The organism is Acinetobacter sp. YH12027 (genome assembly GCF_013420085.1).
Lineage (GTDB): Bacteria > Pseudomonadota > Gammaproteobacteria > Pseudomonadales > Moraxellaceae > Acinetobacter > Acinetobacter amyesii.
Genome location: NZ_VOYW01000014.1, coordinates 83,066 through 105,208, shown reverse-complemented (window position 1 = coordinate 105,208; position 22,143 = coordinate 83,066). Strand labels below are relative to the sequence as shown.

General features: G+C 41.1%; 25 protein-coding genes. 10 read left to right on the top strand and 15 right to left on the bottom strand.

Translation table 11 applies throughout. The annotated features are described in order from the left end of the window. Positions 1 to 218: 218 nt before the first annotated feature. The 4 genes from FTT94_RS07025 to FTT94_RS07010 all read right to left on the bottom strand — a co-directional run bounded on the left by FTT94_RS07025 (position 219) and on the right by FTT94_RS07010 (position 3,732). A complete protein-coding gene (locus FTT94_RS07025) occupies positions 219 to 1,592 on the bottom strand; it encodes a dihydrolipoyl dehydrogenase (protein ID WP_180170484.1) in 1,374 nt (457 codons plus the stop codon). Positions 1,593 to 1,668: 76 nt separating this feature from the next. Next, a complete protein-coding gene (locus tag FTT94_RS07020; RefSeq protein ID WP_180124523.1) occupies positions 1,669 to 2,778 on the bottom strand; it encodes a hypothetical protein in 1,110 nt (369 codons plus the stop codon). A gap of 203 nt (positions 2,779 to 2,981) precedes the next feature. Continuing rightward, positions 2,982 to 3,404, bottom strand: coding sequence for a beta-lactamase hydrolase domain-containing protein (locus tag FTT94_RS07015; RefSeq protein WP_180170483.1), 423 nt, complete (start codon positions 3,402 to 3,404; stop codon positions 2,982 to 2,984). Beyond that, a complete protein-coding gene (locus FTT94_RS07010) occupies positions 3,397 to 3,732 on the bottom strand; it encodes a TIGR01244 family sulfur transferase (protein WP_078191321.1) in 336 nt (111 codons plus the stop codon). The genes FTT94_RS07015 and FTT94_RS07010 overlap by 8 nt, the downstream gene beginning before the upstream one ends. Positions 3,733 to 3,856: 124 nt before the next feature. On the opposite strand from FTT94_RS07010, the gene FTT94_RS07005 reads away from it, so the two are divergent. The 3 genes from FTT94_RS07005 to FTT94_RS06995 are packed head-to-tail and all read left to right on the top strand — an operon-like array spanning position 3,857 to position 5,626. Next, the gene (locus FTT94_RS07005; RefSeq protein WP_180022590.1) at positions 3,857 to 4,753 is read left to right on the top strand and encodes an alpha/beta hydrolase; all 897 of its coding nucleotides are present in this window, start codon (positions 3,857 to 3,859) and stop codon (positions 4,751 to 4,753) included. Then, entirely contained in the window at positions 4,754 to 5,185 is a 432-nt protein-coding gene (gene trxC / locus FTT94_RS07000; protein WP_078191319.1) for a thioredoxin TrxC, read from the top strand. A 21-nt stretch (positions 5,186 to 5,206) separates the two neighbouring features. After that, positions 5,207 to 5,626 carry an acyl-CoA thioesterase gene (locus FTT94_RS06995; RefSeq protein ID WP_078191328.1) on the top strand — a complete coding sequence of 140 codons (420 nt, stop codon included), beginning with the start codon at positions 5,207 to 5,209 and terminating at the stop codon, positions 5,624 to 5,626. Positions 5,627 to 5,689: 63 nt separating this feature from the next. Here FTT94_RS06995 and FTT94_RS06990 read toward each other — a convergent pair whose 3' ends face one another. The 3 genes from FTT94_RS06990 to FTT94_RS06980 all read right to left on the bottom strand — a co-directional run bounded on the left by FTT94_RS06990 (position 5,690) and on the right by FTT94_RS06980 (position 7,342). After that, on the bottom strand, positions 5,690 to 6,190 hold the full coding sequence (locus FTT94_RS06990; protein WP_180026772.1) for an ester cyclase: 501 nt from the start codon (positions 6,188 to 6,190) through the stop codon (positions 5,690 to 5,692). A gap of 132 nt (positions 6,191 to 6,322) precedes the next feature. Continuing rightward, positions 6,323 to 6,826: a DUF4442 domain-containing protein gene (locus FTT94_RS06985; protein ID WP_180170482.1), complete on the bottom strand. Its 504-nt coding sequence runs from the start codon at positions 6,824 to 6,826 to the stop codon at positions 6,323 to 6,325. 27 nt (positions 6,827 to 6,853) lie between these two features. Continuing rightward, on the bottom strand, positions 6,854 to 7,342 hold the full coding sequence (locus tag FTT94_RS06980) for a YajQ family cyclic di-GMP-binding protein (RefSeq protein ID WP_078191316.1): 489 nt from the start codon (positions 7,340 to 7,342) through the stop codon (positions 6,854 to 6,856). A gap of 92 nt (positions 7,343 to 7,434) precedes the next feature. Between FTT94_RS06980 and FTT94_RS06975 the strand changes: the two genes are divergently transcribed. Next, on the top strand, positions 7,435 to 7,749 hold the full coding sequence (locus tag FTT94_RS06975) for a rhodanese-like domain-containing protein (protein WP_078194202.1): 315 nt from the start codon (positions 7,435 to 7,437) through the stop codon (positions 7,747 to 7,749). Between the two features lie 44 nt (positions 7,750 to 7,793). On the opposite strand, the gene mnmC is transcribed toward FTT94_RS06975, so the two are convergent. The 4 genes from mnmC to FTT94_RS06955 are packed head-to-tail and all read right to left on the bottom strand — an operon-like array spanning position 7,794 to position 11,241. Continuing rightward, positions 7,794 to 9,740, bottom strand: a complete 1,947-nt coding sequence (gene mnmC, locus FTT94_RS06970; RefSeq protein ID WP_180170481.1) for an FAD-dependent 5-carboxymethylaminomethyl-2-thiouridine(34) oxidoreductase MnmC — start codon at positions 9,738 to 9,740, stop codon at positions 7,794 to 7,796. A gap of 37 nt (positions 9,741 to 9,777) precedes the next feature. Further along, positions 9,778 to 10,293, bottom strand: coding sequence for a hypothetical protein (locus FTT94_RS06965; protein WP_180089769.1), 516 nt, complete (start codon positions 10,291 to 10,293; stop codon positions 9,778 to 9,780). Between the two features lie 5 nt (positions 10,294 to 10,298). Then, complete coding sequence (locus FTT94_RS06960) at positions 10,299 to 10,601, bottom strand: YciI family protein (protein WP_078191312.1); 303 nt, start codon at positions 10,599 to 10,601, stop codon at positions 10,299 to 10,301. Between the two features lie 28 nt (positions 10,602 to 10,629). Further along, positions 10,630 to 11,241 (bottom strand): inner membrane-spanning protein YciB, encoded by a 612-nt coding sequence (locus FTT94_RS06955; protein ID WP_078191311.1) that lies wholly within the window; start codon positions 11,239 to 11,241, stop codon positions 10,630 to 10,632. Positions 11,242 to 11,285: 44 nt separating this feature from the next. On the opposite strand from FTT94_RS06955, the gene FTT94_RS06950 reads away from it, so the two are divergent. Next, positions 11,286 to 12,137 (top strand): PHP domain-containing protein, encoded by an 852-nt coding sequence (locus FTT94_RS06950; RefSeq protein WP_180024578.1) that lies wholly within the window; start codon positions 11,286 to 11,288, stop codon positions 12,135 to 12,137. Between the two features lie 454 nt (positions 12,138 to 12,591). Here FTT94_RS06950 and FTT94_RS06945 read toward each other — a convergent pair whose 3' ends face one another. Continuing rightward, positions 12,592 to 13,503 carry a bestrophin family protein gene (locus FTT94_RS06945; RefSeq protein ID WP_078191309.1) on the bottom strand — a complete coding sequence of 304 codons (912 nt, stop codon included), beginning with the start codon at positions 13,501 to 13,503 and terminating at the stop codon, positions 12,592 to 12,594. Positions 13,504 to 13,578: 75 nt separating this feature from the next. Then, entirely contained in the window at positions 13,579 to 14,280 is a 702-nt protein-coding gene (radC, locus tag FTT94_RS06940) for a DNA repair protein RadC (RefSeq protein WP_180170480.1), read from the bottom strand. 112 nt (positions 14,281 to 14,392) lie between these two features. Between radC and coaBC the strand changes: the two genes are divergently transcribed. Both coaBC and FTT94_RS06930 read left to right on the top strand, forming a co-directional pair. Continuing rightward, the gene (gene coaBC / locus FTT94_RS06935; protein WP_180170479.1) at positions 14,393 to 15,664 is read left to right on the top strand and encodes a bifunctional phosphopantothenoylcysteine decarboxylase/phosphopantothenate--cysteine ligase CoaBC; all 1,272 of its coding nucleotides are present in this window, start codon (positions 14,393 to 14,395) and stop codon (positions 15,662 to 15,664) included. 389 nt (positions 15,665 to 16,053) lie between these two features. Further along, the gene (locus FTT94_RS06930) at positions 16,054 to 16,575 is read left to right on the top strand and encodes an Asp-tRNA(Asn)/Glu-tRNA(Gln) amidotransferase subunit GatC (protein WP_078191306.1); all 522 of its coding nucleotides are present in this window, start codon (positions 16,054 to 16,056) and stop codon (positions 16,573 to 16,575) included. A 118-nt stretch (positions 16,576 to 16,693) separates the two neighbouring features. Here FTT94_RS06930 and dusA read toward each other — a convergent pair whose 3' ends face one another. Beyond that, positions 16,694 to 17,725: a tRNA dihydrouridine(20/20a) synthase DusA gene (gene dusA, locus FTT94_RS06925; RefSeq protein WP_180056108.1), complete on the bottom strand. Its 1,032-nt coding sequence runs from the start codon at positions 17,723 to 17,725 to the stop codon at positions 16,694 to 16,696. Positions 17,726 to 18,009: 284 nt separating this feature from the next. Between dusA and FTT94_RS06920 the strand changes: the two genes are divergently transcribed. The 3 genes from FTT94_RS06920 (at position 18,010) to FTT94_RS06910 (ending at position 20,772) form a co-directional block, all read left to right on the top strand. After that, positions 18,010 to 19,425: a methylenetetrahydrofolate reductase C-terminal domain-containing protein gene (locus FTT94_RS06920; protein WP_180170478.1), complete on the top strand. Its 1,416-nt coding sequence runs from the start codon at positions 18,010 to 18,012 to the stop codon at positions 19,423 to 19,425. A gap of 194 nt (positions 19,426 to 19,619) precedes the next feature. Further along, positions 19,620 to 20,030, top strand: coding sequence for a hypothetical protein (locus FTT94_RS06915; RefSeq protein ID WP_180170489.1), 411 nt, complete (start codon positions 19,620 to 19,622; stop codon positions 20,028 to 20,030). 97 nt (positions 20,031 to 20,127) lie between these two features. After that, a complete protein-coding gene (locus FTT94_RS06910) occupies positions 20,128 to 20,772 on the top strand; it encodes a HEPN domain-containing protein (protein WP_180022580.1) in 645 nt (214 codons plus the stop codon). Between the two features lie 54 nt (positions 20,773 to 20,826). Here the strand turns inward: FTT94_RS06910 and FTT94_RS06905 are convergent, their stop codons facing one another. Further along, positions 20,827 to 22,023 carry an MFS transporter gene (locus tag FTT94_RS06905; protein WP_180170477.1) on the bottom strand — a complete coding sequence of 399 codons (1,197 nt, stop codon included), beginning with the start codon at positions 22,021 to 22,023 and terminating at the stop codon, positions 20,827 to 20,829. Positions 22,024 to 22,143 lie beyond the last annotated feature (120 nt).

The following is a 22,143-nucleotide window of genomic DNA, read 5'->3' as shown; positions in this document are numbered from 1 at the left end:
CTTCCCGAACTCAGAAGTGAAACCTCTTAGCGCTGATGGTAGTGTGGGGTTACCCATGTGAGAGTAAGTCATCGCCAGCTCATTATTCGAAACACCCCCTGATATCTCAGGGGGTGTTTTTTTATGCACGAAGAAAAAGGGAAAGGAAAAAGATAAAGGGGGATACGGAAATTAAGCGTTGGATATCCAACGCTATAAGTTTACATAGAACGATAAAATTATCTTAACTGACGTCGTGCATGCTTTAATGCTGTTCTTAACCCTTCTTCTAAAGTTGGATGATAGAAAGGTTTATCCAAAATTTCATGTATGCTTAGTTCTTCTGAAATCATCCAAGCTAGTAAATGTGCTAAATGTTCAGCTTCTGCACAGAATAGCTCAGCTCCTAATAGTGTATGGTTAATTTTATCCACATATACTTCGGCAGCCCCTTTATTTTTAGCAGCAACAATCGCACGACCTTGTCTTTCGTAAGAAACGAAACCAATGACGAATTCTGTGTTTTTATCTTGTAGTTGCTTATAGCTTTGACCGATAGTTGCCATTTGTGGTGTAGAAAATAAGATGCCTAAAGGGGTTAGCGTCTTGATGGATTTAATTTGTGGAAAGTTTAAACAGTTTTGTACTGTAAATTTACCTTCATGAGCTGCTTCGTGTTGGATAGGGGTATTGGTATGTGCATCACCGACAATAAAAATTGGATAATCAGCTAGTTGCTTTGTATCCGGATTGATCGGTAAATTTTTAATATCTTTAAATTCTGCACTTATACGTTCTAAACCTAAGGTATTTAATAATGTACGTCTGCCAGTTGCAGCTAAAACATAGTCAATTTGTAGCGACTTTTGTACGTTTTCTTCAGTATAGGTTAAATGAACTAGATCGCCTTCAAGAGAGTAATGTTCAGGTAAAATTTCAAACTTTAGCTTTAATTCTTTACTTAACTCTTCCTGTGCGAGCTTTTGTAATATGGGGCTAGTCAATGAGCCAATTTTTCGACTACGTGCAAAAACAGTGGTGTTTACATTAAGCCGTGTTAAAGCCTGAGCCAATTCTAAAGCGATCACGCCACTTCCAATAACTGCGACAGATTTTGGTAGTTGTTCTAACTCAAATATTTGATCGGACGTAATTAATTTATCGCCTAATATTTGTTTTTGTTCTGTATCTATAGCAGGCGTTGTACCTACTGCAAGGATAAATGATTTGGCTTTAAATGTTTGGTTATTTACTTGAATTGTATTTGAATTAATAAATTCAGCTTTTCCTGAAATTTTATGTTCGCTTGGCCAACTTTCAACATCTTTTAAAGTGGCTAGTGTAAAACGATCACGTAAATTTTGAACATGTTGCATGACGCTAGAGGTATCAATTTCACTTTTGACATCTAGACCTAAATTATCTGCATGTCCAATTTCGTGCATACGGTTGGCAGTAGAGATGAGTATTTTACTTGGCATACAACCGACGCGTGCACAGGTGGTGTCCCAAGGACCATCATTAATGATAAGAATATTCTGTGTTTTTTTAATTGCTTCTTTATAGGCTGAAATGCCTGCTGTGCCTGCACCGATAATGATGATGTCGTACATAAAATATTTACTTTATTCTAAATAAATTATATTAATTAAACAAAATCCCTCTAGGTAGAGGGATTTTGTTAGAAAGTTACTTTTTAGTTGTACCATTGATGGTGCGAGTGATTGTTTTACCATCAGCATCTAAAGTTAAAGTATGTGTATAAGTAATAGTTGAACCACTTATTGATTGTAGGAAGTTTAAAACTTTATCTCCTTCAATTCTAATACTGCCTGTAATGCTCTTGATGTTTGTTGCTGGGCTTTCATTTTCGATTCGTTGTCCAGAAATTGCAGAGATATTTGGCAAATTTAGTATTTGAGTACCATTTGATTTAATAAGGAAAGTTGCAATTTCATTACCTGGAGCAGAATGAACAGTGAATGTCACAGGTTCGATATTTGGTGTGTTTGGATTATCATTTGTGAGCACGCTATAACTAGAGTCAGCTTGTACAACATATAGCTTTCCTTCAGATGACGTTGGATCATTATAAAGTACAAATCCACCATTACTGCTATCATTGTTCGGAATAGTGACAAAACGTACCTGCTGGCTTTGAGCTAAGCCCCATGATTGTTGATACGGGTAACCAAAACTACCAGTAACTGCAATGCTATTTAAGTTTTTATCAGCATTTTGATTTTCGTAAATAATAACGCTTGGTTGGCCAATATAACTTTCAAGTCCTTCTTTTGGCTGCATATTTTTTAAATCATTTGCATTTACATTAAAGTTCCAATTTTTATAATTTTCACCGAGTAAATTTTTTAAATTATCTCCACTAATTACATAACAACCTTGTTTAATTTGTTCCGATTGTTCTAAGTCATCTGTTGATGTTTCGTCTTTTTTATGACAATCATCATAATAAGTAAATTGTGATTGATTTTGAGTGAATTTTTCATGCGTCGAAATAGCTAGTTCTAAGACACCATTTCCAAAGGTATCTAGAGCATGGTCAATATAGCCCTTAGGTGTATCAGGATTATTAGTATCGAGTAACCCAAATAAAATGCTACCTTCTCGTTTTAGGTTATCTTCAAAAAATTTTGTGTCGGCAGATGAAGTATTTGTATTTTCAGTTGTGTTACCACTGCTATTACTTTCATTATTAAAATAACCTTCACTACCTCCACCGCCACATGCAGTTAATAATGTAGCTAAAGCAAGTGAAAGTGATCCTTGTAGAAATTTCATGAAGTACCCCAAAATAGTTATTTATGTATAGAAAAAGTTATATTGCGTAAAGATACCACACATAAAAAATGGCGCAAATAGCGCCATCTTTATATTCGTCATTTTATAGTGCAGTCCCGACACTTACACCAACGGTTGGACGTACATTCATAGAATTACACCCTGTTAGCAACAACGTTGTAAATAAAACGGTAAACACGAATTTATTCATTGAGCAAACCTTGAGCCTTAGCTTGATTGAAAAGAGCTGTCGAACGAGAGCCGCTGCGACAAATCATCAAAATGGGTTTAGGAAGCTCATTATAGTATTTGGCAAATTCCTTCACGTCTGTTTGAGAAATTTTACCGCTTTGCACAGGTTGATACACAACACTCACATGAGACTTTTCCGCAATGCCTCGTAACTGTAAAACAGTCACTTCATTGCCTGTCTCATTATCTGGTCGGTTCACAATCACAGATTTAAATTTAAGTTGTTTGAGTAAACTTGAAAACTTATCTGTGGTCATTTGTCCGGAGACACTTAAATTTGCATTTAAGGGCTGACTATTATTATCAGCAAATGTAGGTGCTGAAAAGACACAAGTTGCGATCAATAAAGCTTTTTGAATGAAAGCCTTAGTCATCCAAAAGATCCATCTGTTTTGCCAGTTGATAAAGGTTATTCGAACGGTTACCTGTACGGCAGAACATTAAAACTGGTTTTGGCAATTCATTAAAATGATTGGCAAAGTTACGGACATCTAGCTCAGAAATTTGACCCGCAACGACAGGTTGATGTACATAGTCTAAACCAGCGCTACGAGCTGCTTCTTCAATTTGAGCACTGGTTGGTTGCTCAGGACCACCTTCCATGTCAGGGCGGTTATTGATAATCGATTTAAAGCCTTTTTCAACCACTTGCGCTACATGTTCTGGGCCGATTTGACCTGCAAAACCAACATTTTCGCTCATTGAGTCACTCCATAATTTAATTCATAGATTTATGCTTTATGATAGCATTAAGCACAAACTTGAGCAGAATGTTCTTAAATTTTTATAAGCGATTACAACCATAAAATAACGCAATGGAGCGCGTATGCACGCCTATACAGTCGAACCACTGTATGTCAAAAGCGGACAAGATGTTATAGCTGCTGACTTTTATCGTCCAAAATCTATTGAAAAACCTGCAGTCATTCTCATGGCGCATGGTTTGGCGGCATTACGCCAATTTAAATTAGTGCAATATGCCAAGCGCTTTGTACAAGCGGGCTATGCTGTCGTGTTGTTTGATTATCGCTATTGGGGGGGCAGCACAGGGCGTCCGAGAGAGTTGGTGAATCTTAAAGCTCAACTTGAAGATTGGCGGACCATGATCGATCATTTACAGCAGCGTAAATCGATTGATTCGAGACGCATTGTATTATGGGGAACATCGCTAAGTGGTGGCTATGTACTCAGTTTAGCGGCAGAGCTTAAAAATATTAAAGCGGTGATGGTACAAGTTCCATTTGTCGACGGTGCTGAAAGTGCAAAATTGTATCCCTTACAGCAATTACCCAAAGCGTTAAAATTATCGAGTCAGGACTATATGGGTTCTAAAGTTGGGATGAGCCCAACGACTTTACCTGTAGTTCATCCACATCGATTGTGTTTTTTACAGTCTGAAGACAGTTATGCGGGCTACTTATCGATTGTAAATCCTGATTTTTATTGGAGTGGCGAAATTCCGGCTCGGGCCTTTTTTAAGCTAATCCGTTATCGCCCAATATTAGATGTACGTAAAATTAGTATACCAGTACTTTTTATTGCAGCCAAAGAAGATAGTTTGATTCCCATCGAATCAAGCCGAGAAACTGCGACCAATATTGCACCATATGTGCAGTATTATGAGTGGGAAATGCAACATTTTGATATTTATCACGGGCAATGGTTTGAAAAAGCCATGGCAACCCAATTAGAATTTTTACATCAACATGTTGGAGTCAGCTAAATGATCGTTGTGTGTCCTGAATGTGGTGCAAAAAACCGTGTACCTGAAGAAAAACTCGAAGTTGGACCTGCATGTGGTCAATGTCATCAAGCATTGATTCCATTGGCGCCCATCGAGTTGAATGAAAAGAACTTTGCAAATTTTATTAGCAATAGTGATTTACCTGTGCTGATTGATTTATGGGCTGAATGGTGTGGACCATGTAAGATGATGGCGCCACACTTTGCACAAGTTGCAAAATCTAATCCGAAGGTGGTTTTTGCCAAAATTGATACCGAAGCAAACCCTCGATTGAGCGGTGCATTTAATGTTCGTAGTATTCCTACACTGGTTTTGATGAATAAAACCAACGAAATTGCTAGAATAAGCGGTGCAATGCGTGCTGGTGAGTTACAACAATGGCTCAATCAGCAGTTAAATCTACCTCAATAAATGTCAGCGCCAGGAGCTAAAGTGTCAGAAACTCATGTAAAACCTGAAGGAACGCTTTCCCTACAAACCATCGCGATGCCTGCAGACACCAACTGGAGTGGTGATGTTTTCGGTGGTTGGATCGTGTCACAAATGGACTTGGCCGGTGCAATTCACGCAGAGCGTTTCAGTCAAGGACGCTGTGCAACGATTTCAATTAACCAAATGACCTTCCTCGTTCCTGTGAAAGTCGGGGATGTCATCAGTGTATATACCAAAATTTTAAAAGTGGGTAATACCTCTATCCAAATGCAGATTGAAGTTTGGGATAGTCACGACAGTTCACGTGATCCAATTCGCGTAACCGAAGGTGTATTTACATTTGTCGCTGTCGATGTGAAAGGTGCTAAGCGTCAAATTCCTGCGGATGCAAAAGCTAAATTTGCTGCAGATCAAGCTTAATTAAAGTAAGACAAAAAAAGCCGCTCAATCGAGTGGCTTTTTTTATGAATAGTGGCTGAGAAATTAAAACATCGTGTTTGAGTTGGCACTGGTTTCAGGAATGCTTTGTTGCACATCCCAATGTTCAACAATTTTGCCATTTTCAACACGGAAGATATCAATAATGGCTTCTCCGCGGTCTTGCTTATTTTGCGTAGAATGCACATGTAAATAGACCAAATCACCTTCGGCAGCGGCACGTTTGATCTGGTTTTTTGCTTCAGGATTTTGTTTAAAATACTGGGTAAAATAATCGACAAAAGGCGCTTTGCCATCAGGTACATGCGGATTATGTTGAATATATTGATTGCCAATATATCGGTCAGCATATGTCTTAACCTGATGTTTAAGAAAGACACCTTCATAAAAATCAATCACGATTTTCTTATTTTCCGCTGCTTGGCTGGTTTGAATATTGCTATCAGCCGCTTGATTTGGAGTCGTTGGCGTTGCAGGAATAGTACTTTGACATGCAGTTAAAAAAACCGCCATGCCGATGAATGAAAGGAGAATGATTTTTTTCATAAAGTGCTCAATATATTTGTGTCGTGCAAGCATATTGAGCGGAATTACGGCGTATAAATAATAAAAAACAGTCTTGATTTTGCTGAAATTTGGTAAAACTTATACTTACCTAAAAGTAAGTTTTATTTACATTTATTTATTTTTCAGAGCGGATTTTGCCACCCACGCCCAAAGCATTTCACATTGAATCGGTGCTTCACCAGATTCATCGGTGACTAAGACCTGTACTAAGGTTTCACCTTTTTCTGTACTTTGCATTTGTCGTTGCTGTTCGGGTGTAAGCGTTGCGATGGCTTTCATCCCACCTTGGGTTAGACGTTTAAAATCAACTTTGAAGCTTTTAATCAGGACAATGGCACTGTCTGGGACGTTCATTGCTGTGACAAAGCCTGTGGCTGTTTCTGCGATCAGTGCCATGGCACAGGCATGTACTTGCCCAATATGGTTTTGCATCGCCTTATAATTGGCGATGCTCACCTCAACACGCTCAGGGCTGACATGTTGATATTGGATCTTAGCTGTTCCAACCATGGGCACGACACGACCAAAAGCTCGACTGAGCAAACGACTTTGAATACCTTTGGGTAATTTAGAGCTTGCTTTAACCAGTTTATTTAGACGATTTGGACGTGCCATATTGACCTCAATGGCAGTTGTGCTGCCTTAATCTTTAAAGTTGTTAAATTGAAGCGGCACACCAAACTGTTGCTCTTTTAAGAACGCCATCACTTGTTGCAAAGTGTCACGTTTCTTGTCAGTCACACGAATTTTGTCGCCTTGAATAGAAGATTGCACTTTAATGCCGCTTTCTTTAATGGCTTTATTGATTTTTTTTGCAGTATCAGAGTCAAGACCGTCTTTCAGTTTGATTACTTGAATGACATTTTTACCAGAAGCCGTCATTTTTTGTGGATCGAGTGCTTGAATGTCGACTTTACGTTTGAAGAAATGATTTTCGAGCATGGTATACACTTGCTCACATTGGAAATCGCTTTCTGTTGAGATTTTGATTTCCTTATTTTTCTCATTTAACTCAATTGAAACGTCATGACCACGGAAGTCAAAACGCGTCGCAATTTCTTTTTGCGTGTTTTGAACTGCATGATTTACTTCAAAAACTTCTAATTCGGAAACAATATCAAAAGAAGGCATAGATTAGACCTTTACAAAGGGAAAGAATATCTGAGATGCTAGGGATGTTTTCTTCATTTGCCAAGTGTTGTTTACATCAAAAGGAGTGCGCAATGATCCGTAAACAAGAAATTACAACATTTGAGTTCCCAGAAGACTCGATTATCTGGGATGTTCGCGATGCAAGTGCTTATGCTGAAGCACATGTGAAAGGTGCGGTTAACCGACCGATCAACGCATTGTCATCAGATGCACTGACTCAGGTGTCAACGGATCAACCCATTTACATTTTATGTGGTGGCGGAAGTAAAGCTCCACGTGCAGCAGAGTTACTAGAGGGTTTTGACAGCTCACGTGAATATGTAATCTTAATGGGCGGCACGCGTGCTGCTCGTGATGCCGGTCTTCCTTTGGAACAAGGGAAATAAGATCGAATCAAAAAAAGCGCCGAAAGGCGCTTTTTTATTGCAAGTTATTTTTCTTGAGGTGGTGCTGAGGGCACCTGACCTTGAAAATAAGGCTTCTTGGTTTTTTGTTTCGCTTTGGCGCGTCGTATAAAACGTGCTGCATGAATTTTATCGAGTAGCTGTGTTGGAATAGGGCAGGCTTCTTTTAAGACTAGCGCGGCAATGATTTCACTACAGAGCGGTGCATACAGGAAACCTTTAGAACCGAGTCCACTACAGCTATAAATGTGCTGATCTTCATGGACTGCACCAATTACCGGGAAAAAGTCTTTCGTCTGTGCGCGAATCGCAGCACGTCCATGCCATTGCTCAATCGGTGCTAAGGTTTTGGCAAAGTCAGGGAACACACTGTGGATAAGTTCATAGTTATGCACATGATCTTCAGTGAGAGCGTCGGTGTCATCACGGCCGGGATAAAATGACGCGCCCATAATCATCTGTTCGGCATCCAGTTGCATACAATAGCCTCCATAACTATAGGCGGTATGCATATCCATTTGTTGAGCGGGGTTGTTCAACCAACTGACTTGTCCACGAATGGCACGCAGCTCTGGATAATCTGTTTGTAGCTGCATACTTTCACGTGCTGCACAGAGAATGACATGTTCGACAGATGGAAGCTGCTGATCCTGTGTAAATAGCGCAACGCCATTTTGTTGCTGCTCAATGCGTTGAATATCTGCTTGTAACAATTCAATGTGCGGATGTGCCAAGATTTGGTCACGAAGCTGATGTGGACTGACCGCGCCTGCTTGTTTGAGGAGCAGGGTTGGAAATGCTGAAGCTAATTGATTTGGCGTGCCTTCTTCAGCAGCTAACACCTCTGAAGGATAAGCTTGAGCTAAATCAAGGTATTCTGCTTTATTTTTTAAAATAGATTGGTGAATCTGTAAGGGACGAAATGCCTTGAAGTTTTGATAATGCTTGAGCGCATATAACCAACTGAGGGTCATCAGATGCTCAGCACTTTGTTCAATTGGACAGAGTTTAGGGTTGAGTAGAGCAAGAGGATTACCCGACCCACCGCTGAGTGGTGCTGATTTCTCGTAAATACGCACTTGATGCCCGCGTTGAGCAAATGCCCAAGCACAGCTTAAACCTGCGATGCCAGCGCCAATAATTGCGATTTGACGAGGGTTATGACCTACAGTGATTTCAGAATTTTTTTTTTCGTCTAAAGTGGGAAGGTTAGCAACTTCGGATTGATCATCTGATCTTTCAGGTGCGAGCCAAAAAGCTTTGAGCATTTCACGCTTATGAGCAAAGCCACGTGGTCGTGTAATGGTAATACCATGCTCACGTAAGCCGCGTTTCAGTACACCTGCCACACTAAATGAGGCGAAGGTCGTCCCAATGTCCGATAGACGCACGATATTTTTGAGTACGTTTTCTTCCCACATGTCAGGATTACAGGCGGGTGCAAAACCGTCCAAGAACCATGCATTGACTGTAGCAGTTTTTGCCATGACAGGAAAAACGTCGTGTGCATCGCCTAACCAAAGATCAATCGAAAAACGCTCTTCTGGAAAATTGAGTCGATGACATCCCGCAATGGGTTCAGGATATTGCGCAATCAGTTGCTGTGCCAAAGGCTGTAATTCAGGCCATGCATTTAATGCACGAATGAGGTCTGCTTTAGATAAAGGGAATTTTTCTACAGAAATAGCATGTAGATGGCTGTGATTATCTGGACGAACCTGTTGCCATAATTGCCACAGGGCCAAAATATTTAAGCCTGTACCAAAACCTGTTTCGCCGACACTGAAATATTCAAAATCAGTCAGTGCCGCAAGGCGAGTGTCGAGGTCATTCCCTTTTAAAAACACATGACGTGTTTCGAGCAGGCCGTTGTCCTTCGAAAAATACACATCACCAAACTGTTTAGACACTGGTATATCAATGCCATCGATCATTTGCCAATCGAGATCGGCAGTCTGAATTGCACCTGACAAAACTCAAGCAACCTTTAAATTGAAGTAGAACAACGAATTACCATTGACGACGACGTTTGGTATAGACGTAACTGGCCAACAAGAAACCTAAAATCACGCCAACACCAAGCGTGGTGCCACCATATAAAAACATCTGCGCGCTACGTTCACTTTGCAGCACTTGTACTTGTACGCCCAAGCTATCATTTTTAAGTTGTAATTCTTGGTTTTGCGCCAAAGCTTCAAGGTTAGCTTTTTCTAATTGTTGTAAGCGTACAGATTGGTCTTTGACCATCGCTTTAACTTTGGCATCTTGCAGCGCTTTATTTTTTGCCAATTGCTCAATGGTCAATGGGGTTGCATCTTGAGGTTGACCATTGGGATTGACGGTTGCCGCCACTTTAATGATGCCCGGTTTATTGGCAGGAATAGTATGCGGCACAGGATTGGGAGGAGGTGTTGCAGTCGTTGCTTGAGCAGCAGGGGCTACAGCAGGTGCAGGAGCCGGTTCTTCAGCCCATGCAGTTGAACAAATTAAAGATAAGCCCAGTAAACTAGAAACAACGACGCGCATGAACCTTATCCTTTAGGAAATGCTTTGTTAAATGGTTTGACATCAATTTGGCCATAAACCCCTTCTTTGAGGAAAGGTTCATCTGCCAACCATTGGTCTAGGGCTTCACGACTATCAAAATCGACAATGATCGTACTGCCATAAAAACCAGCTTGCGGGTTTGCCGGATCTTTAGGCATCGCACCTGCAACAATCAGACGACCTTCATCATCAAGTTTTTGTAGACGTTCAAGATGTTGAGGACGAACCGCAAGGCGCTTTTCCACTGTACCTTCATTATCTGTACAGCTTACGACGAATAATGGCATGACTTTTCCTGATTTTTGACCGAATGGATTATTCTGAGGTCTTAAAGTATTTACGTAATACAATAAACTGAATAATGATAAAGGAAAACATCACGATCATGTCACCAAAAGCAGTGAATTCACCCCAATATTTTCCGTCTGCAAACAAATAAGCGAAAAAGGTGTGTAAACATGACATCACCACGAACATTGCAGCCCATGCATAGTTCAATCGTTTCCAACCGACAGCGGTTAAATTTAAGACTGGACCAAATAAACGTTCGATGAGCGGTTTCTTATCTTTACTAAACAGTGGAGAAAGTAAAAACGCCCCTGCGAAAACTAAGTTCAGTAAAACGGCTTTTAAGCGAATATAAAAATCATCGCTTAGCATCAGGGTAATACCACCAAAAATCACGGTCATGAACAACACAATCCATTGTTGTTTATCTAGACGGAATTTTTGCATGACAAACAATGCACCATAAACCACAAGCATGGAAATGATGAGACCTGATGTTGCCACAAGAATGTTATTGTTATCGACACCCCCAGCAGAACCAATTAATTGTAATAATGGGTGCTGCGTATCTTTTGGATCTACAGTTTTATATAAATAAAAGAAAATAATGAGTGGCACAAAGTCTAAAAGTGCTTTCATGTTAGAGTATCTAAATCTGATCAAATAAATGACATAGTATAGAGATGCAAGGCGTAGATTTACATACACACAGTAATATTTCTGATGGTACTTTGTCACCAGAGGCTTTGGTGCAGGCCGCAAGTGCTATTGGAATTCATACGCTGGCTTTGACTGATCACGATACGATGGACGGATTGTTGGCAGCAGAGCAAGTCGCTCATGAATTAAAGCTGCAATTAATCTCTGGCGTGGAGATTTCCAGCCAGTGGTCGAGACCTGCGACCAAAAAAAGTTATGGTGTGCATATCGTCGCTTTAAATATGCAAAATCCTGCGCCCATACAAGCCTTATTGATGGATCAAAAGCGTATTCGAGCGGAACGTGCTCGGCAGATTTGTGACTTACTGATACCGTTAATTGGTCAAGATATTTATAGCGATGTGGTTGCCAAAGTCGACCATATTCCAGATCGGGTTACACGTACCCATATTGCCAAAACTTTGGTGGAAAAGGGTGTGGTTGCGCGTCCACAACAAGCTTTTGATAAATATATTAAAGAAGGCAAAAAAGCCTTTGTAAAATTTGAAGGTCCGAGTCTTGCTGAAACCATTGAGGTGATTCATGCCAGTGGTGGCTTTGCGGTGTTGGCGCATCCAACGCGTTATGATTTATCTGCGACCAATATTCGTTATTTGATTGAAATCTTTGCTGAAGCGGGCGGTGATGCAGTGGAATTACCACCGGCAATTGAGCCATTATCGACTCGTCAAATGGTGGATCGTATGATTGCTGCCTTTAACTTGAAAGTTTCTGTTGGCAGTGATTTTCATGGTGACAATATGCCATGGATCAAACTCGGCAACATCCCTCGAGTGAAAGAAGGGCAAGTTGGAATCTGGGAGAGTTTTGCTTAAAGTCGTTCTCTAAGATTTTCCTTACTTAGAGATGTTAGGCACATAAAAGTAATTTTGAATTTTTAAAAATCATTTTGAGTCGATTCGACGGAGTCTTGCATCTAGAGATTGAATATAGGGATTAGCCTTCGGCTGGAGGTACGCTTACGACACATTGTTTCTCGTTCGATAAAGTGAGAAGCGTGCTTCGTAAGGAAACCATCTTGCAGAGCAGTGCTCCTCACCGCAAAACTCGATCATTACCGTTAAATTATTCACAGTACTGCAAAAACATTTTTGATTAGAAGTCGTCCTGACTCAAACACTTGCGGATGACCTTGCCGCGTATCGTTCTTTTATTTAAATCAAATTACGCTTCTGATCTTGCTGCGTAACATCAATTGCTTACATATCTTCGATGTACAAAAAAGTGTACGCAAGGCTATGTAAGCGAGGGTTTAGACCCATTGATCAATTACAGTAAATTATGATCTTTGGCTTGAATCGGTGGTGGGGTGGGTTTTCCTAAAGTCCCAAGTAGCTCAATTTCAATAGTACGCACCATCGAGTCCAATGGAAGGTCATTACTTTGTGTACCAAAGGGTTCTTCTATCTCTGAACTCAGCGCATCTAAGCCTAAAAAGGTATAGGCCAAAATCCCGACCAAAAGGGGGGTCGCAAGGCCTAAAGTAGAACCCAAGCTAAACGGCAAGACAAAACAGAAAAAATAAACGGTTCGATTTAGCAAGACCGAATAAGCAAACGGTAATGGCGTGGTGGCAATACGGTCACAGCCGGTTTGTACGGTGCTGAGTTCCATCACATGCTGATTCATCTGGGTATAAATAATATCTGAAATTTCACCATCTTTGAGCGCTTGCATTAGCTCCCATTGAATCAAACTCAACGTGTACTGCGGTGCATTGGCCTGTTGGTATAACTGGGTGATGGCATTCGCACTCATGCCGCTGGTTTCAACCAGTTCAGTGGGATTGGCGGTTTGATGGCGGAGTCGGTCACGTAAAACGTTGGCAAAGACGATTACATGTTGAATCACACGTTCACGACGGCCTTGACTGAGTAAACGGCAGTCACGGTCAAAATGTCGCGCGTTGGCAATCAAAATGCCCCATAAACGCCGAGCTTCCCACCAACGGTCATAGCAGGCTGAGTTTTTAAAGCCCAAGAAAATCGACAGCACAACACCGATCAGGGTAAAGCCGACCAAAGGAAATTCGGTAAAATGGAAGATATCGACATAGGATAAGCCGCCCACAATGGCAGACAGCAACATAACGATCCCGAGCGGAGGTAAAACCTTAGGTAAAATCGTTCCTCGCCAAGAAAATAGCAGTTTAAAAATACTCGGTTGGTCACGGACGATCATGTTCGAATGATAATTTCTAGTTTTAAAAAATTATGATGATCTTCGGGTTTGCTCAAGCACTTGTCAATAACTGTTTCATGCAGATGAGTGTGCTTGGAGCAAGCCATGTTCAGCAAAGGAAAAACTCCCTTCTGTTGAGATAATGCAATGATCGATCAGTCGAATTTCCACCAGCTGACAAGCCTGCTGAATGAGCCGAGTCAATTCAAGATCGGCAGCAGAAGGTTCTGCACGACCGAAAGGATGATTATGTGCAATGATGATACTGCTGGCGTGTTCAGAAATGGCGTATCGCAGCAGTTGATTGATGGAAATTTCACAGGTATTGAGGCTGCCATAAAAAAGTTTTTTAAAGTTTATTTTTCTTAAATGCGCATCTAGGCAGAGCACGCCAAAGACTTCTTGACGTTCCGATAAAAATTCAAAGCGAAGAAAGTTTTGCAATTGTTCAGAATGTTGCAAGTGTAAGGCTTCATTTTGAAAATGTTGACTCACATAGCGTTTACCGAGTTCTTTTACCGCCATGAGCTGCGCATATTTACTGTTTCCAATGCCATGAAACTGGCGTAAATCCTCAAGTGAAGCATCCATCAGCGCTTGCAACTGACCAAAATGTTGGATCAGGAGTCGTGCGAGTTCGACAGCAGAGTGCTGCTGGGAACCAGAGCGTAGGAAAATAGCCAGTAGTTCAGCATCGGATAAACTTTGTGCGCCTTGATGAATCAGGCGCTCACGTGGGCGCTCTTGTTCAGGCCAATTTTTAATTGAATTATTCATTATTCTTAGACTTTTTTATTATCAGTCAATCGGCTTTTTCACAGCAGATTGTTGGGTCAGTGCATATTTAATGCTATTGTGAGCGCCACTGCAACAGATAGGTAGCCTGTTCGTGAGCTTTGATTTAAGTGTAATGCCCACAAAAAATATTCTTTTAGGTGTCACTGGTGGTATCGCAGCCTATAAAAGTGCCATTCTTGTCCGTCGATTAAAAGATGCCGGATTTGATGTGCGCGTGGTGATGACTCAAGGTGCGCAAGCCTTTGTGACCCCGCTAACGTTTCAGGCGCTTTCAGGCAATCCTGTGCATACCGAATTACTCAATCCCGAAGCAGAAGCGGGCATGGGACATATTGAATTGGCACGTTGGGCTGATTTGGTATTGGTTGCTCCTGCAAGTTGCGACACGCTGGCAAAATTTGCGGCGGGTTTAGCAGATGATCTTCTTTCGACACTTTATCTTGCGACAAAAGCGCCGGTCTGGGTTGCCCCAGCAATGAATCAGCAAATGTGGGCAGCCAAAGCGACACAGCGTAATTTAAATACACTGGTTGAAGATGGCGTACATGTGATCATGCCCGATGCCGGTTCTCAAGCATGTGGAGATGTGGGCTTAGGACGCATGCCTGAGCCTGAAGATCTAGCAGATCAAGTGACGGCCTATTTTCATCAAGCACAGCGAGCTATTGCTGAAAAATTTGGCATGCTTGCAGGCAAACATGTGGCGATTACAGCCGGTCCAACACGTGAGTCGATAGATCCTGTACGTTATATTTCCAACCACAGCACAGGTAAAATGGGGTTTGCTCTGGCAGCGGCTTGTTATGCAGCTGGGGCTAAAGTAACGCTGATCGCAGGACCCGTAAGTTTAGATACACCAAATGGTGTACGACGGATTAATGTGCAGTCTGCAATTAAAATGTTAGACACCAGTTTGCAAATGTTAGATGAAGGCTGTGATATTTTTATTGCAACAGCAGCCGTTGCGGATTATCGCGTGGCAGAAGTTGCAGAGCATAAAATCAAAAAAGCTGGTGATGAACTCAATGTGGCATTAATTAAAAATCCAGATATCGTTGCAACGATTGCGCAGCAGTCAAAACGTCCATTTATGGTTGGATTTGCTGCCGAGACACGCAATGTCGAGGAGTATGCCGCAGGCAAACTTGTGGCGAAAAAACTCGATATGATCGCGTGCAATGATGTCTCACGTAAAGATATTGGTTTTGCTTCTGATGAAAACGCCATGACCGTGTTCTTCGCAGATCAATATCAAATGGAAAAGCGTGATTTAGAGAAAGCGTCAAAACAAGAAATTGCACAGCAATTGGTGGAAGCCATACATGATGCGCTAAATCATGAGCCTGAAACGGACGATGAATAATTTCAGTTGATTCCTCAAAATCCCCGCAATATTCGGGGATTTTTTATGGCGCTTTTATGATGTTTTGTTTAAGGCTCTATATTGGATAAATTACGATGGGTTCAGTTTCATGTTGAAAATTTGAAGGCTAGGAAACTACTACCAAAATGGTCATTTTCAACAAAAATATGTCAGCAATAGACCAAGGCTGTCAGTGTTTTAAAACAGCAAAAATGCAATTTAAGTGATTGATATCAAAATTAAATATAAAATTGAGAAATCTTGATAATTTGGCTTGTACTGTGTGTTTTATTGGCTATTATGAAGCAAACAATGAGGAATGTTTGGATCGGAATCTGTGATCGGTCTGACTTTTTCATCAAGAATAAATGCATCATGGGGGATGCAATATGTTTCGATGGCTCACCATTTTTTTACTGTTGAGTTTGGCTGGTTGTAGTTATTTTGTCTCGACAGATGAATTATCTCGGCAGATTGAGCAGCAGATGCAGCACGAGTTTGATCAGAATCCAGATTATCGGCAGTACCATTTACGGATTCAAAATATAAAAGTATTAGAACGTAAGGGATTAAGTTTTAAGGCTCAGGCGACGTTGCAATACGATGGTCAGCCTTATACTGTTTTGGTCGATATTTACAAAGACCTGCAAGGCTATGCATGGAAAATAGATGAAGAACAATTTGCCTTCATTGACGAAGCTGAAATTGCAAAATATCAGGCGCAGTTAGATCAAGAGTTGAATCATTTGGTTGAGGAATTGGAACAGCCAACCGAAGAGGTTGAGCCTGTTACATCGGCGCCTGAGAGCTATGTGGGTTTACGTGAGGAAGAAGATCCATCCGATTATCAATGGACTGGCTATGATGATGAGCCTTTTCCCAAAGGGAATATTACGGTCAATAGTCATTGAGTGATGATGTGACTGTTTAGATGATTTAGCTGAGTTGTCGATCTTACCAAGCAAGCACTTTAAGAAACATGAAAAATAAAAAAAGCCCGCAAAATAGCAGGCTTTCACTTTTTGAAGATTAATCTTCTAAAACGACTTTAGGATGATCACGTAAATAGTCTTCAGTACGTTGCATTGCATCTTTAATATTTTGGATGGCATTTTCCACATCTGCAAAGGTTTTGGCATTGCCACCACTTAAAGCCTGACGCCATTTTCGAGCACCTGGTAGATTTTGGAATAAACCTAAAATATGACGGGTAATGATAGAAAGCGGCGCACCTTCTTCCATGCGTTTAGCAATATACGGTAGCATCTGATCGATAATATCGAAACGGTTGGGTAATTCGAGATCCCAAAGCTGACCGATCTCAGCCAATAAATACGGGTTGTGATAAGCCTCACGGCCAATCATCACGCCATCAACATGTTGTAAATGTTGCTGCGTTTCAGCAAAGGTTTTCACCCCGCCATTAATTTCGATCAATAAATTTGGACGTTCTTGTTTCAGACGATAAACATCTTCATAACGTAAAGGTGGCACATCACGGTTTTCTTTTGGCGACAACCCTTGCAGCAGGGCAATACGCGCATGCACGATAAAATTGTCACAGCCAGTCTTTGCCACGGTATCGACAAAATGTAGCATTTCTTCATAAGACTGCATGTCATCAATCCCGATGCGGTGTTTCACGGTCACTGGAATATCAACAGCATTTCGCATTTCAGCAATACATTCTGCAACCAAATCAGGCTCTGCCATCAAGCATGCGCCAATTTTATTGTTCTGAACGCGGTCACTCGGACAGCCGACATTGAGGTTTACTTCATCATAGCCCCAGTCCTGTGCCATCTTGGTACAGGTCGCTAAATCTTTAGGATTTGAACCACCTAGCTGTAACACAATCGGGTGTTCTTCGTTGTTATAGTCCAAATGACGATTCGCACCGCCAAATAAAATCGCACCTGTGGTGACCATCTCGGTGTAGAGAATCACAGTAGGGTTAAACAAGCGTGCAAAGAAACGATAGTCACGAGTCGTCCAATCCATCATTGGCGCAACACTAATTCGTGGTTGAAGTTTATTTTCAATGGGTTGGAGATCAGTCATTAAAAAAACACGCCTTAAAAGAACAAGATGGAAGAACGAAATGGAAAATGGTGAAGAAATACCAAAAGCTGTCTGAAATACGATGAAAAAAACCGCATTTCAAGACGCGCGCAATATTAGCATAAATTGTGGTTTGGGGCATGGTCTTGCTAGTGTGGCTTATTCAAAGTCAAGCCAGAATGAGTTGGAAGTGTGGCTTAAGTAATTTAAATTTTTATGTGATTAATCTATAATTTTATAAACTTTATTGTATGGTTTCTCAGCAAATTTAACTGCCTGCCTTTATGTCTTTATTTTCCCAATATCTAATGCAACGCCAATTTTGTATCTCGTTTGAATATCTAACGACGCAAAAAACGCATCTGGTCCCAACGACATTTGCAGGCTTTCCTGTGTGCATGACATTGGCTGACCGAGTACAAAGTGACACGGATATTGCTCCTTTAGAAGCAATGCAAGACTACCCTCAAAGCATTGAAAAAATTCTGCATTATTCGGGGAAAGGCCGAGATATCTCAGATTTTCAGACTTTTCTAAATGCTGCTCAGCAGCACGGGGTAGAGAATTTACTTTTGCTCAGTGGTGATAAACTCAAGCAGCATCAGGATGGGGCAAATGATCCGACTCTACGGAGCCGTTATTTAGAGTCGGTCAATCAAGTCATGGCAGCCAAAGACTATGGCGGGTTTTATTTAGGGGTAGCATTTAATCCTTTTAAATATGCAGAAGCAGAAAAGGATGCGCAGTATTTTAAACTGAATAAAAAAATTCAAGCTGGCGCTGACTATGTGATTACACAGTTGGGCTTTGACATGGATGTGTTGAGCAGTTACCAACGCTATATGCAGCAATATTATCCACGTGTGCCTGTATTGGCTTGTGTCATGCCGCTGACATTTGCCCGTGCCCGCTTTATGGCCAAGCAAAAAGTCGCAGGCATCGTGCTTTCAGCAGATGTATTAAATTTTTTGCAACAAGAACAGCAAACTGACGCCATACAAGCTGAACAAAATGTCTATGCACGCTGCGCTTTACAAATTTTAATGTGTCAGCATTTGGGCTATGCAGGGGTTCATTTATCAGCTTGCCATAAAGTGGAAGAGCAAGAGAAGTTGCAAAAAGCAATTTTGCAATTTGCCACATTAACGTTTGAACAGTGTTTAGCAAAATGGAAAATGCTTTGGCGCTCTAGTGTAGATGTGAACTTCCACCCGACGGGCGCAAATAACCATAAAGCTCCAGTTGAACAAGTTTTGAAATATAAAAGTATGCATGTCATGCATGAGTTATTTTTTAGTTCAAAACTGGCCAAAGGGGTGGGATCTTATATTTTTGCGGCCAAATTATGGCAAAAACCGAAAGCTGATGCAGCCTTGCTGAAAACAGAATTTATCAGTAAACATGGCATCGTGGGCTGTGAAAGTTGCGGACAATGTCGTTTAGGTGAAACCTTGTATATTTGCCCAGAAACCTGCCCCAAAGGATTAGCCAATGGACCCTGTGGTGGCTCCAACCTTGACCGCTGTGAGTTTGAAGACCGTGAGTGTATACACTCGGTCAAAGCGCGGTTGGCGAAAGCCGTGGGTCAAGAAAAAATGCTGAAGCAAGAGCTCATCCCTACCGTTGCAATTGAAACTCGCCATAGTAGCTCTTGGAAAAACTGGTTTGTTCCACCGAATTCGTCACCAACAGAACATTAATTCACTTAAAGCATTATTCAGTCTGAAACCTTCATAAATGTGAATCTTTCAAGCGCTAATCATTCTAAAAATCAGACGAATAGTCGTATAAAAAAATGAAAAAGATGAAAGAAACAATTAAGATCAACAGCAGATGAAAATCAAAAATCAAAAATTAAAAATAGAAATTTGAAGAATTTGGGGAATACCACATGATGAAAAAGACCTGCTTAGGAATAGCTTTAGTTTTCACATTGTCAGGCACAACAGGCTGTTCAGTTGTCATGGCAAGTAAGCAGCCAAACAAGAAAAATACCGAAATGATTCAACACGGCCTGTCTCGTAACTTGGTGATTGCTGAATTTGGCGCACCGATCACCTCTGAATATAAAAATGGCAAACGCCATGAAATTTATACTTTTACCCAAGGTTATTCGACTGCCAGTAAAGTGGGGCGTGCGTTTTGGCATGGTGCGGCAGATGTGGCGACTGTGGGTTTATGGGAGCTTTTCGGAACACCTGCCGAATCCGTTTTTAACGGGAAGAAAATGTCTTATGAATTAATTTTTGATGAAAATGATCAGTTAGAACGTTATACCTATCTCACACAAGATGAGACCAAATAGTTGAATACAGAGATATTTTTATTGCATGCAGGTAAACAATTGCGCTAAGTTCAAATGGTAGAAAAATAAATGAATTATCCATTGGAATTTAGCAGGCATGATGCTACTTGAAGAAATATTTAAAAGTAAAAAGTCGGAACATACCGACCAATTTAATTTACGCATTCATCGAGGGTTAAGTTGGCTGAAAAAGTCGATTGATCTTCAAGATGACCTCGATTTGCAATTTATCAGTTTGTGGGTGTCCTTCAACGCAATATACGCGCAAGACTTACAGATTGCGCAGGACAAGCAAAGCTTAAGGCAGTTTTTATATGTGATTTGCCAAAAGGATGCAGAGCATAAAATCTATAATATTTTATGGGAGCGTTTTAGTCAGCCGATACGGTTGTTTTTGGATAATCCCTATGTTTATCAGGGCTTTTGGGATTATCAAAATCAAAAAATTAGCCATGACGCATGCAAAGAGGGCTTGGCGCATGAAAAACAAAAAGTACTGCACGCGCTTAAAGAAAAAGATTCCGTTGATATTTTAATGGTGCTGTTCAATCGCATGTATACGCTACGCAATCAAATGGTTCATGGCGGCGCGACCTATAAAAGTTCGGTCAATCGGAAACAACTTCAAGATGGCTGCACAATACTGTTGGCTCTCTTACCGGTGTTTATGGTGATTCTTTTGGAAAATGCAGAAACCTTGGATTTAGGCAAACCCTTTTATCCTGTGGTGCAGGTCAGTTAATTTCAAAAAAATAAAGCCACAGTAATGTGGCTTTAGAATAATGATCCAGACATTTCATTGTGGATATTTTAGTTGCCGCGCAGTATAGAGTTGATCGATCAATACAAAAAATCCAGCAGCAATGACTAAGGCTATCCCTGTCATACAGGTGGTGGTCCAGCCGCCATGATGCCAGGCGAATACGCCCAAAGCTGAGCCACATGCACCACCGACAAAATAAAAAGTCATGTAAATTGAATTGATTCGAGAGCGTGCAATCGGGTTGAGTTGGAAAATAATATTTTGATTACAGCTATGCACCATTGCCAAACCTAGATTGATTAAACCATAGCCCAAAATATAAAAAGCAAGAGATGATCCACCCAAATACAGCAGTCCCCAACTGAGGGCTAAGATGCTACAACCGAGCCAAGTTAATTTTCGGTTAAAACCCAAATCCGCCCAACGCCCAATCCATTGTGTTGATAGGGCACCAAACACACCAACTAAAGTCACGACACCGACCCAAACATCGGCCAATTGAAAAGGTGGCTCAGTCAGTAACATGGCAATGGTGGAAAACAGCATACTCATCGCGGCAAAGACACAGCCCCCAATTAGAGAACGGAAAATTAACCGTGGCTCATGTTTGAGTAATGCGCCCATTGACTGGAAGACTTGGCTGTAGGGCATCCGTGTGATGCTGACCACAGGCAAACGCTTTTTGAGTAAGACGGCTAACACCAACATCAAAAGAGCACTGAGGATGTAAATCGATTTCCAATGAAACAGATAGGACAATAAGCCAGAGAGACTGGTCGATAACAGAATGCCGACCAATAACCCACTCATTAAAAAGCCAACAACTGCCCCAATTTTTTCAGGTCGTATCGCAACAGTGACCAAAGGGATAAGAACCTGAGCAGCCACTGAAAATAGCCCCGTGATAATGGTTCCTGCCCAAAGCATGTATAGATTGGTCGAAAAAGCACAGAGGGCTAAACCGACAGTCGCACCAAGCATGAGTAATGGAATAAATTTGGCTTTATTCACAATATCGCCAATCGGCACAATAAACAGTAGACCCAAAGCATAAGAAATTTGCGCGAAAGTGACGGTAAGCGCCACTTCAGATTGTGGAATTTGAAAGCTCTGTTGGATAGAAGCCACTAAAGGTTGGCAATAATAATTGGCACCCGCACATAAACCACATGCAGCAGCCATAAGCCACAACAGGCTTTTATCATGGCTAATGTCGATCGAGGCTTTCATAAATTGTCCAGATATTGGGCGGAAGCGTATACAAAGAATTTGCTGCCACGCTGTTGTGGTCACTATAAGGAAAATCAAACAGGTCTTAAAGTGTTTCTCTGTGAATAGTATACAAGTAGG

What these genes read in the sequence shown, in the direction of transcription:
- FTT94_RS07025 (WP_180170484.1), bottom strand. Translation starts at nt 1,592, where the DNA reads ATGTACGACATCATCATTATCGGTGCAGGCACAGCAGGCATTTCAGCC.
- FTT94_RS07020 (WP_180124523.1), bottom strand. Translation starts at nt 2,778, where the DNA reads ATGAAATTTCTACAAGGATCACTTTCACTTGCTTTAGCTACATTATTA.
- FTT94_RS07015 (WP_180170483.1), bottom strand. Translation starts at nt 3,404, where the DNA reads ATGACTAAGGCTTTCATTCAAAAAGCTTTATTGATCGCAACTTGTGTC.
- FTT94_RS07010 (WP_078191321.1), bottom strand. Translation starts at nt 3,732, where the DNA reads ATGAGCGAAAATGTTGGTTTTGCAGGTCAAATCGGCCCAGAACATGTA.
- FTT94_RS07005 (WP_180022590.1), top strand. Translation starts at nt 3,857, where the DNA reads ATGCACGCCTATACAGTCGAACCACTGTATGTCAAAAGCGGACAAGAT.
- trxC (WP_078191319.1), top strand. Translation starts at nt 4,754, where the DNA reads ATGATCGTTGTGTGTCCTGAATGTGGTGCAAAAAACCGTGTACCTGAA.
- FTT94_RS06990 (WP_180026772.1), bottom strand. Translation starts at nt 6,190, where the DNA reads ATGAAAAAAATCATTCTCCTTTCATTCATCGGCATGGCGGTTTTTTTA.
- FTT94_RS06985 (WP_180170482.1), bottom strand. Translation starts at nt 6,826, where the DNA reads ATGGCACGTCCAAATCGTCTAAATAAACTGGTTAAAGCAAGCTCTAAA.
- FTT94_RS06980 (WP_078191316.1), bottom strand. Translation starts at nt 7,342, where the DNA reads ATGCCTTCTTTTGATATTGTTTCCGAATTAGAAGTTTTTGAAGTAAAT.
- FTT94_RS06975 (WP_078194202.1), top strand. Translation starts at nt 7,435, where the DNA reads ATGATCCGTAAACAAGAAATTACAACATTTGAGTTCCCAGAAGACTCG.
- FTT94_RS06965 (WP_180089769.1), bottom strand. Translation starts at nt 10,293, where the DNA reads ATGCGCGTCGTTGTTTCTAGTTTACTGGGCTTATCTTTAATTTGTTCA.
- FTT94_RS06960 (WP_078191312.1), bottom strand. Translation starts at nt 10,601, where the DNA reads ATGCCATTATTCGTCGTAAGCTGTACAGATAATGAAGGTACAGTGGAA.
- FTT94_RS06955 (WP_078191311.1), bottom strand. Translation starts at nt 11,241, where the DNA reads ATGAAAGCACTTTTAGACTTTGTGCCACTCATTATTTTCTTTTATTTA.
- FTT94_RS06950 (WP_180024578.1), top strand. Translation starts at nt 11,286, where the DNA reads ATGCAAGGCGTAGATTTACATACACACAGTAATATTTCTGATGGTACT.
- FTT94_RS06945 (WP_078191309.1), bottom strand. Translation starts at nt 13,503, where the DNA reads ATGATCGTCCGTGACCAACCGAGTATTTTTAAACTGCTATTTTCTTGG.
- radC (WP_180170480.1), bottom strand. Translation starts at nt 14,280, where the DNA reads ATGAATAATTCAATTAAAAATTGGCCTGAACAAGAGCGCCCACGTGAG.
- FTT94_RS06930 (WP_078191306.1), top strand. Translation starts at nt 16,054, where the DNA reads ATGTTTCGATGGCTCACCATTTTTTTACTGTTGAGTTTGGCTGGTTGT.
- dusA (WP_180056108.1), bottom strand. Translation starts at nt 17,725, where the DNA reads ATGACTGATCTCCAACCCATTGAAAATAAACTTCAACCACGAATTAGT.
- FTT94_RS06920 (WP_180170478.1), top strand. Translation starts at nt 18,010, where the DNA reads ATGTCTTTATTTTCCCAATATCTAATGCAACGCCAATTTTGTATCTCG.
- FTT94_RS06915 (WP_180170489.1), top strand. Translation starts at nt 19,620, where the DNA reads ATGAAAAAGACCTGCTTAGGAATAGCTTTAGTTTTCACATTGTCAGGC.
- FTT94_RS06910 (WP_180022580.1), top strand. Translation starts at nt 20,128, where the DNA reads ATGATGCTACTTGAAGAAATATTTAAAAGTAAAAAGTCGGAACATACC.
- FTT94_RS06905 (WP_180170477.1), bottom strand. Translation starts at nt 22,023, where the DNA reads ATGAAAGCCTCGATCGACATTAGCCATGATAAAAGCCTGTTGTGGCTT.